We start from the raw sequence: 8298 nt of genomic DNA, 5'->3' as shown, positions 1-8298 counted from the left end.
ATGTGGATGCCAGCGTCAAAGAGATCCACCGGGTCGCCGCCAAGGGCGCCAAGTGCGTCACCTTCCCGGACCTGCCGGACAAGCTGGGTCTGCCGTCGGTGCATTCCGATCACTGGGACCCGCTGCTGTCGGCGATGGAGGAGACGGGACTCGTTCTGGCCCAACATTTCGGCTCCGGTGGATTCCCACCGCCGATCGCCCCGGACGCGCCGTTCGCGGTGTTCGTCACGCTGATGGGCACGATGTCGATGACGGCGCTCACCGACTGGTTGTTCTCCCACACGCTCTACCGGCATCCCGACCTCAAGATCGGGTTGTCCGAGGGCGGCATCGGCTGGATCCCCTACATCCTCGAACGGGCCGACAGCGTGTGGCGCAAGCACCGGTTCTACAACAACATCAACCAGGACCACGAGCCGTCGTATCTGTGGAAGAAGCACTTCCACGGCTGTTTCATCGAAGACGACTTCGGCGTGGGGGTGCGCCATGCGGTCGGCGTCGACCAGATCACCTGGGAGTGCGACTATCCGCATTCCGACTCGTTCTGGCCGAACAGCCGCGACCGTGCCGCGGAAGCGTTGAAGGATGTTTCCGACGACGAGGTGCATCAAATGGTCGAGTTGAACGCCCGCGGGTTCTACAACTTCCCGCGAGCGGCGTGACGGCGGGCAGGGACGGGACGAGAAGACCAAACGCCATGGACAGGATTGAGCAGCTTCCGGTTTCGGACTGGACTGACCAGGACTTGTTGACCAAGGACGAGGCGCGTGAGCGCCTCGTCGGCGAGATCGGTCGCACCCGGGCACGGCTGGACGAGTTGACGGCGAAAGGCGCCGACGATCCGGAGATCACGCTGCTGGAGCGGCGTCTCAACGCCATGGAATCCGTCCGCGACGAGTACACCGACTACCGCGACGGGAAGTGATGTGTCGGTAGCCGCCGAGACGAGCGCCGAAGACACCGCCGCAGTTCGGTCGCAGATCCGCTCGTTCCTGGAGAACGCACCAAGGCCGGCGGGTCTGCGTAATTACGGGCCGACTCCGACGAGCGCGGACGTCGAGCCCGGCCGGGCCTGGCACAAATACCTCGCCGATCACGGATATGTCTGCCTGCACTGGCCCGTGGAGTACGGGGGTGCCGACGCGTCCGTCGCCTACCAGGCGATCTTTGCCGAAGAGTGCGCGCGCGCCGGTGTCCCACGTCAGCTCGCCATCACCGCCATCGACCTGGCCGGGCCGGTCCTGATCAAATTCGGCACCGAAGAACAGAAGTCGCGCTACCTGGAACCCATTCGGCTCGGGGACGACATCTGGACCCAACTGTTCTCCGAACCGGGCGCGGGCTCCGATCTCGCCGGGGTGCGGACCAGTGCTGAGAAAACCCCGATCGGCTGGCGGATCAATGGTCAGAAGGTCTGGAGTTCTGCTGCGAATTCGGCCGATTACGGCCTGCTGCTCGCCCGTACCGATCCCGGCAAGCACCGCGGCCTGTCGATGTTCGTCATCCCGATGGACACGCCAGGGATCAGCGTGCGGCCGCTGACGCAGATGGACGGCGAGAGCAAGTTCAACGAGGTCTTCTTCGACGACGCCGAAGTGGGCGAGGACGCGCTGATCGGCGAGGTCGGCCAGGGATGGGCCATCGCGATCATGACGCTCGGACGCGAACGGCTGACGCTCGGTTCGCAGGCGGTCGCAATGTTCCGGCTACACGAGCGGATGGTCGACGCGGCACGCGATCACGATCTGCTCGACCCAGTACTGGCGCGGACGATGACCAAGCTGTGGGCGCGAATGTGGCTGCTGCGCTACACCTGGCAGCGGGCGATCGTCGCGGGTGACACCTCGTCGGCGGCGTTCTCGGTGCTCAAATTGATGACCTCGGAAACCGATCGCGATCTGGGTGACCTGGCCACCGAGGTGCTCGGCACCGATGCGTGTGCCGATCCGGCGGACAACGACCTCGTGCAGCAAATGCTGGTCGGCCGCGCCCAGACCATCCTCGGCGGCACCAGCGAGATTCAGCGCAACATTCTGGGTGAACGGGTGCTGGGACTCCCCAAAGAGCCACGGTGACAAGGGCATCGGCGGATTCGTCGTTCGACGCTGCGCTGCGCGCCCGACTGCGCCCAGGGATGACCATTGTCCTCGGTGACGGCGTGGGCGCACTGCGCTGCCTCGACGACGGCACATCGGTCGGAGCAGTCATCTCTGCGCTCGCCCGCGAGGTCGGTTCGGTGCGGCTGATACTGGGATGGCTTCCCGCACCGCTCGACGGCATCGACGCCGACGCCTTCGCCGAGACCGTCGCGTTGATGCCGGGCTGGGGTGTGCGCACCGTATTGACCAGCCCGACAGCACGTTTCGTACCGACCCGGCTGAGCGCAATACCCCCGCTGCTGACCGGCGTGCTCAGACCCGACGTTCTCGTGATGCGCCTCGTCGAACGCTCCGGACATCTGCACTTCGGCACGGAGGTCTCGTGGCAACGGGGACTCGTGGATGCCGGCGTGCCGGTGCTCGCCATCGTCGATCGCAGCTCGCCGTGCGCGGACGCGGGTCCGCCGCTGAATCCCGCGGCCGTGCAGGTGTGCGGCGCCAGCAGCGACGGACCGGCATGCATGCCGCAGAAGGACCCCGACCCCGTCCACGACGCGCTCGCCGACGCGGTGCTGGGATTTGTGCCCGAACGCGTTCGTCTGCAGTACGGCCCGGGACAACTCGGTACCGCCCTGCTGCGGCGTGCGACAGTGCCGCTGCGCATCGACACCGGCCTGCTGACCGATGCGGTGGTCGACATGGACAAGCGCGGAATGCTGCTCGACGTGCCTTCGGCCACTTACCTGTTCGGCACCGAAGTGCTCTACGACTGGGCAGATGGCAGGGCGATACTTCGAGGTATCGAACACACCCATGACCTCTCCCGGCTGTCGAGGGGCGAGCCGTTCATCGCCGTCAACACCGCCATCGAGATCGATCCGTTCGGGCAGGTCAACGTCGAAGGCCGCGGCGAGAAGGTGGTGGGCGGCATCGGCGGCCATCCGGACTACTGCGCGGCGGCCCGGATGACCCACGGCGGGCTGTCGATCATTGCCGTCCCGACGACGGTCAACGGGCACTCGCCGCTCGTCGAGCGGTTGAGCCGCCCGGTGTCCACCGCGGCGCACGACGTCGATCTGATCGTCACCGAGGCCGGTCACGCAGACCTGCGCGGCGCGGATTGGTCGCAGCGACGCCGGCTCATCACCACGCTGTTCGAGCAATAAGGAGCGCAATGACTGGACCCCTCTCCGGACGCGTCGTCCTGGTCACCGGTGGTGGACGGGGCATCGGGCGCGGGCACTGCCTGGCGCTGTCCGCCAAGGGCGCCTCTGTCGTCGTCAACGATCCGGGTGTGAGTCGCGACGGCTCGGCCGGTGACGGGGCGGGACCGGCAGCCGACGTGGTCGCCGAGATCGTGGCAGCGGGCGGCAAGGCGGTATCGCACACCGGATCGGTCTCCTCGTGGGAGGACGTGGCCGACATGATCACGACGGCGGTCGAGACGTTCGGGACGCTCACGGGCGTGGTGAACAACGCAGGCATCGTGCGCGACTCGATGGTGGCCACGTCAACCGAGGCCGACTGGGACGCGGTGATCGCGGTTCACCTCAAGGGCACGTTCGCGGTCACCAAACATGCCTGCGAGTACTGGCGCGCACAAGCCAAGGCGGGCAATCAGATCGACGCGCGCATCGTGAATACCGTGTCGGGCGCGGGGCTGTGGGGCAACGTCGGCCAGAGCGCCTACGGTGCAGCCAAGGCGGCCATCGCCAACCTCACGGTCGTCACTGCGATGGAAGCACGCCGTTACGGCGTTGCGGTGAACGCAATTTCGCCGCTGGCCGTCACCCGAATCAGTGAGGAATTCTTTAGTGGCGAGAAGGCCGACGATCCCGCGCTGGACCCGGCCCGCAGTTCGGACGTGGTCGCGTGGCTGCAGTCGCCGGACTCTTCGTGGTTGACCGGCCAGATCCTGCGCGTCAACGGGGACACGCTGAGCCGCATCGAGGGCTTCACCGAAGCGCCCGGCCGCTACCACGCCAAAGACGGTGTGTCGCTTCAGTTCTCCGAGATCGGGCAGGCGGTGAGCTGGCTGTACGGCACGTCCCCGCGCGGCCTCGCGGGTCCCTTGCCGACGGAGTGATCTTCCCCCTAGACCCTGGCAGGCGGGAAATACCCCTCCTGGCTGGCGGTGCACACCAGATCCCCGCGGCGGTTGTAAACGGTGCCGGTCGACAGCGCGCGCCCGGCGATCCCGCTCGGCGAATATTGTTCGTAAAAGAGCCAATCCGAGAAATCTGCCGTCCGATGGAACCACACCGTGTGATCGAGCAGAGCCGAGACGTCCAGCATTGACTTGCGCATCGGCCCCAGCGCCGCCTCCAACAGCGTGAGGGCACTGAGAAGGGTCAGCACACAGCTGTTCACAACCGGATCGGCCGGAACGGACCCTCTGGCGTGCAGCCAGATCCGGCTCACCGGCCCCGCCGGTTCTTTCCGGTCTGCGGCGATGCGGGGCGGAGGATCAACGTAGCGGACGTCGAATGGCCGCTCGACCCCCCACCAGTCGCCGAATTCCTCGGCGTACGGCGCCAGCTGCTCGTCAACGGGAATCAACGACTCCGGCTCAGGTGCGTGGGGCATCGCGCGCTGATAGTCGGCTGCCTCGACGCCGGCGCTGAAGGACGCGAGCCCCTCCATCAGCACCGCGCCCTCCTGGACGGCGGCGATCCTGCGGTTCGAGAACCTGCCGCCGTCGTGCAGCCGGGTGACTTCGAACCGGACAGGCCGGCGCGCGTCACCGCGGCGCAGAAAGTAGACGTGCAGGCTGTGAGCGGGACGCCCCTCGGTGGTCCGGCTTGCCGCCATCAGTGCCTGCGCGGCAATCTGACCGCCGACGATGTGGTGGTTAGGCGAGTCGGGTTGGCGGCCCTCGAAGAGGTCGGGTGCCAGCGTCGAGAGGTCGAACAGGTTCAGCACATCAGTCAGAGTCGCCAACAGCTTCGGCCCCACTTTCGGTTTGTCAAAACGATGAATATTCCTCGGATTTCACGACTGCGGCGTCGACGCGACCACGGTGCTCACATGCTGACGTTGGCGAAGGAGAAGGTGACAGTGCGCGCAACAGCGACCGTGACGATCGATGGGCCAGGTGTCGCGGGCACAGCGGAGGCGATCGAGCCTTGCGCGATGACCCCGCGTATCGCCTCGTAGGAAGGGAAGCGATCGGCGACGACGCACGCGGGTGTCCCTGGCGACGGCGGCCCATCGAACCCATCGATCTCGACATTCAGCATGCTCTCCTGCCCGCCGATCACGTCCGCGGGCAACGCCAACAGACGACCGGCGGCGTCGGTCAGGCAGATCGCCCCGGTCGGTCCATCGTCGAGAAACGCGGCCAGTTCGTCGGCCGACATGGCGACCGGTCCGCGTCTGCGTTCATGTGGCATGCGCACACACCACCTCGTCGATGACCAGTCGGATCAAGCAGCGCTTACCTGTTGTCAGTCGATCGCGCACCCCGGCCACCACCCGGCCGGGGACCCGCCCGTCATGCGGTCCGGCGCCGATCAATTCGTCGATCTCCTCGGCGGAAGGCTGATAGACCTCCGCGGTACCGCGCACCGATGCCCAGGCTCCGTCCGAACCCTCGCGCTCGCCCAGGACGAGGCAGGCAGCTGCAGGATTCGCACGCAGGTGCTTCACTTTCGGACTCTTGGTATACGTCGAGAAGTACAGGCTGGTGAGATCGCATCGGATGGATTGCATCGCGTAGCCGATCGGCCGCCCCGACCCGTCGCGGCAGAAAAGGAAGGCGCGACGGTTGTCGCGCAGGAATTCGACGAGCGTCGCTTCTATTTGCACCACAGTCGATCTCGATCGCTACAACGCGGTGTAACCGGCGTCGACCGGCATCGTCGCGCCGGTCACATAGCGCGCCTTGTCGCTGGCCAACCACACCACGAGGTTCGTGACATCCTGCGCCTCGATGAACGGAACAGGGAGCAGATTGGTCGCGAGTTTCGGCGCCGACGGGTTCTCCAGGAAAACCCGACCCATGTGTTCGTTGAGCACCATCGGAGTCGCGACCCCGGTGGGATGCACCGTGTTCACCCGAATGCCGTGCTCCGCGTAGGCGTATGCAGCCGACCGCATCAGACCGACGATAGCGTGCTTGGACGAGGCGTAGCCGAACGCCGCCGCCGAGCCGTCGCCGCCGCGACCCACCAGTCCCTGTGTCGAGCTCGTCAGGATGATCGATCCGCCCTTCCCCTTGCGGATGATCGACGGCACCGCGGCGACGATCGTGTTCCACGTGCCGAACAAATTGGTTTCGACGATGTCCCGATACACCTGTTCGTCGAATGGGTCGGTCCGGCCGGTTGCAACCACGCCGGCATTGGCCACGACGATGTCGATGTCACCCAGTTCGGCGATGCCCGCCTGCACGCACGCCCGTAGCAAGCCGAGGTCGCGAACGTCGGCGACATAGGTTGCTACCCGCCGGCCGGTGTTCCGAACAAGTCGAGCGGTCTCATCCAGATCCTCTTTTGTCGCCAACGCATATGGAATCGACTCGATGTCTGCGGCGATGTCAACTGCGATGATGTCAGCGCCTTCGTCGGCCAGCGCAACGGCGTGGCTGCGTCCCTGCCCTCGCGCCGCGCCGGTAACCAGGACCACGTTGCCCGTTAACTGTCTAATCGGATCCGCACCCATGAGTTACCGGCTGAAGTGCTTCAAGGGGCGTTCGACGAACTCGAACACCACGCCGTCAGGTGAACGCACGAACGCGATGTGAAGGCCCTCGATCTTGGTGCCCGGCAGCGGACACCACACCGGATCCCCCATCACCTCAACGGAATCCGGCACCGCGGCCAGCGCTTGCTCGGCGTTGTCGACCCGCATCGCGCAGCGATAGAGACCCTGATGGTTACCACCCCACGGCACTGGCTCCCGCTTTGCGGTCTCGGGGTGCGCTACGACGATCAGGCTGAACTGGTGGGCATCCTCGGGCACCGCGTAACGCGACACCACACATTCCACCGCATCGGACGATCCACCAGGGGCCAGTTGGTCACCGGCCAGGTTCCTCAGGGTCGGCGCCTCCACCTCGGCGAATCCGATCGCGGTCAGGAAGTCTCCTGTGGCCACCGCATTGACCGCCGCGATGCGTATGCCGCCGAACAGCGCACCGTCCGACGCATCGACATCAGGCGCACTTTCGGCGAGTTCGACCACCACGCCGTCGGGATCGAGCGCCAGCACCGATTTCGTGCCGGAGATCAGCCCGTCGACCGGATCGCCGACCGTGACACCCGCCTCGCGAAGCTTGCCTACCGTGCCTTCCAGGTCCCCCACGGTCATCAGCGTCGATCTGATGCCGGTGCGCGCTGGATCGCTGCTTGGGTCGCGCTTCAGCATCGGGCTGCGATACTCGATCGCTTCCAGCGCGCAGCCGCCCCGGCCACCGCGCGAATCATAGAGAAACGATGTTGCGCAGAAGGTTTCACCGTCGAGCCCGAGTATCGAGCCGTCCGTAGCCACCTTGGGGTCCGTTCGCATCCGCGCGGAGAGCCCGAGTTTCTCCGCGTACAACCCCTCGGTCGCATCGAGCGAGTCGCAGTTCAGATTGACGTGCAGGAAACGCCGGGCCAGATCCTCCGAAGCCACTACAGCACTACCGACTTAATCTTGAAGTCGATGATCGCGTCCTCGTCGTAACCCAGCTCGGCCAGCAGCGCGTCGGTGTGTTCGCCGTGGCCGGGAGCGCAGGTCAAATCCAGCGGTGTCTCATCGAATTGCACCGGGCTGGCGGCGAGTGCGAACTCGTTGTTGTCCGCATTCGTCACCCGAGGCAGATAGCCGTTCTTGATCACCTGGGGATCGGCATGCAGCTCGTGGGCGGTCCGCATGACATCCCAAACCCCGTCGAATCCGGCGAATGCCTTCTCCCAATGCGAGAGATCCTCTGCGGCAAAAGCTTTCCGTAGCTCGGCAATACAATCCTTACGGTTCTCGAACCGCACCATCGCGTTGGCGAACCGCTCGTCGTCGATGAGGTCAGGCCGTCCCACCCGCGTGCAGAAGTCGGCCCAGAACCGGTCGGCCTGCAGCAGCACGAACGCAATGAACCGGCTGTCGCGAGTCTTATAGATGCTGGCCGCGGGGTTGGGCATCTCGTCGAGGTTGAACTTCGGGATGTCCTGGCCCGTGACACCCGAGCCGACGATGTCGGGGCCCAACTGCCAGATGG

At 65.6% G+C, this 8298-nt stretch carries 11 protein-coding genes; 5 read left to right on the top strand and 6 right to left on the bottom strand.

Features of this window, described 5'->3' with window-relative positions; translation table 11 throughout:
• The 5 genes from QOJ24_RS02985 to QOJ24_RS02965 form a co-directional block, all read left to right on the top strand.
• The coding region (locus tag QOJ24_RS02985; protein WP_526258952.1) for an amidohydrolase family protein at positions 1 to 662 on the top strand (662 nt) is incomplete at its 5' end.
• A gap of 35 nt (positions 663 to 697) precedes the next feature.
• Positions 698 to 925 (top strand): hypothetical protein, encoded by a 228-nt coding sequence (locus tag QOJ24_RS02980; protein ID WP_526258950.1) that lies wholly within the window; start codon positions 698 to 700, stop codon positions 923 to 925.
• Between the two features lies 1 nt (position 926).
• Positions 927 to 2075 carry an acyl-CoA dehydrogenase family protein gene (locus tag QOJ24_RS02975; RefSeq protein WP_526258948.1) on the top strand — a complete coding sequence of 383 codons (1149 nt, stop codon included), beginning with the start codon at positions 927 to 929 and terminating at the stop codon, positions 2073 to 2075.
• Between the two features lie 59 nt (positions 2076 to 2134).
• Entirely contained in the window at positions 2135 to 3265 is a 1131-nt protein-coding gene (locus QOJ24_RS02970) for an acetyl-CoA hydrolase/transferase C-terminal domain-containing protein (RefSeq protein WP_526258956.1), read from the top strand.
• A gap of 8 nt (positions 3266 to 3273) precedes the next feature.
• Positions 3274 to 4185, top strand: a complete 912-nt coding sequence (locus QOJ24_RS02965) for an SDR family NAD(P)-dependent oxidoreductase (protein ID WP_526258947.1) — start codon at positions 3274 to 3276, stop codon at positions 4183 to 4185.
• A gap of 8 nt (positions 4186 to 4193) precedes the next feature.
• Here the strand turns inward: QOJ24_RS02965 and QOJ24_RS02960 are convergent, their stop codons facing one another.
• The 6 genes from QOJ24_RS02960 to QOJ24_RS02935 all read right to left on the bottom strand — a co-directional run.
• Positions 4194 to 5039, bottom strand: coding sequence for an acyl-CoA thioesterase (locus QOJ24_RS02960; protein ID WP_526258945.1), 846 nt, complete (start codon positions 5037 to 5039; stop codon positions 4194 to 4196).
• Positions 5040 to 5122: 83 nt separating this feature from the next.
• On the bottom strand, positions 5123 to 5491 hold the full coding sequence (locus QOJ24_RS02955) for a hypothetical protein (RefSeq protein WP_526258954.1): 369 nt from the start codon (positions 5489 to 5491) through the stop codon (positions 5123 to 5125).
• Positions 5481 to 5906: a pyridoxamine 5'-phosphate oxidase family protein gene (locus tag QOJ24_RS02950; RefSeq protein ID WP_526258943.1), complete on the bottom strand. Its 426-nt coding sequence runs from the start codon at positions 5904 to 5906 to the stop codon at positions 5481 to 5483. The genes QOJ24_RS02955 and QOJ24_RS02950 overlap by 11 nt, the downstream gene beginning before the upstream one ends.
• Positions 5907 to 5924: 18 nt before the next feature.
• Positions 5925 to 6761 carry a mycofactocin-coupled SDR family oxidoreductase gene (locus QOJ24_RS02945; RefSeq protein ID WP_526258941.1) on the bottom strand — a complete coding sequence of 279 codons (837 nt, stop codon included), beginning with the start codon at positions 6759 to 6761 and terminating at the stop codon, positions 5925 to 5927.
• Positions 6762 to 6764: 3 nt separating this feature from the next.
• Entirely contained in the window at positions 6765 to 7715 is a 951-nt protein-coding gene (locus QOJ24_RS02940; protein WP_526258939.1) for a VOC family protein, read from the bottom strand.
• A partial coding sequence (locus QOJ24_RS02935; protein ID WP_526258937.1) for a CoA transferase occupies positions 7715 to 8298 on the bottom strand: 584 nt, incomplete at its 5' end. The genes QOJ24_RS02935 and QOJ24_RS02940, both read right to left, overlap by 1 nt.

It is taken from the genome of Mycobacterium sp. (assembly GCF_032159775.1).
Lineage (GTDB): Bacteria > Actinomycetota > Actinomycetes > Mycobacteriales > Mycobacteriaceae > Mycobacterium.
Note: the sequence above shows the minus strand (reverse complement) of the source record. Positions and strands in the feature narration are given on the sequence as shown.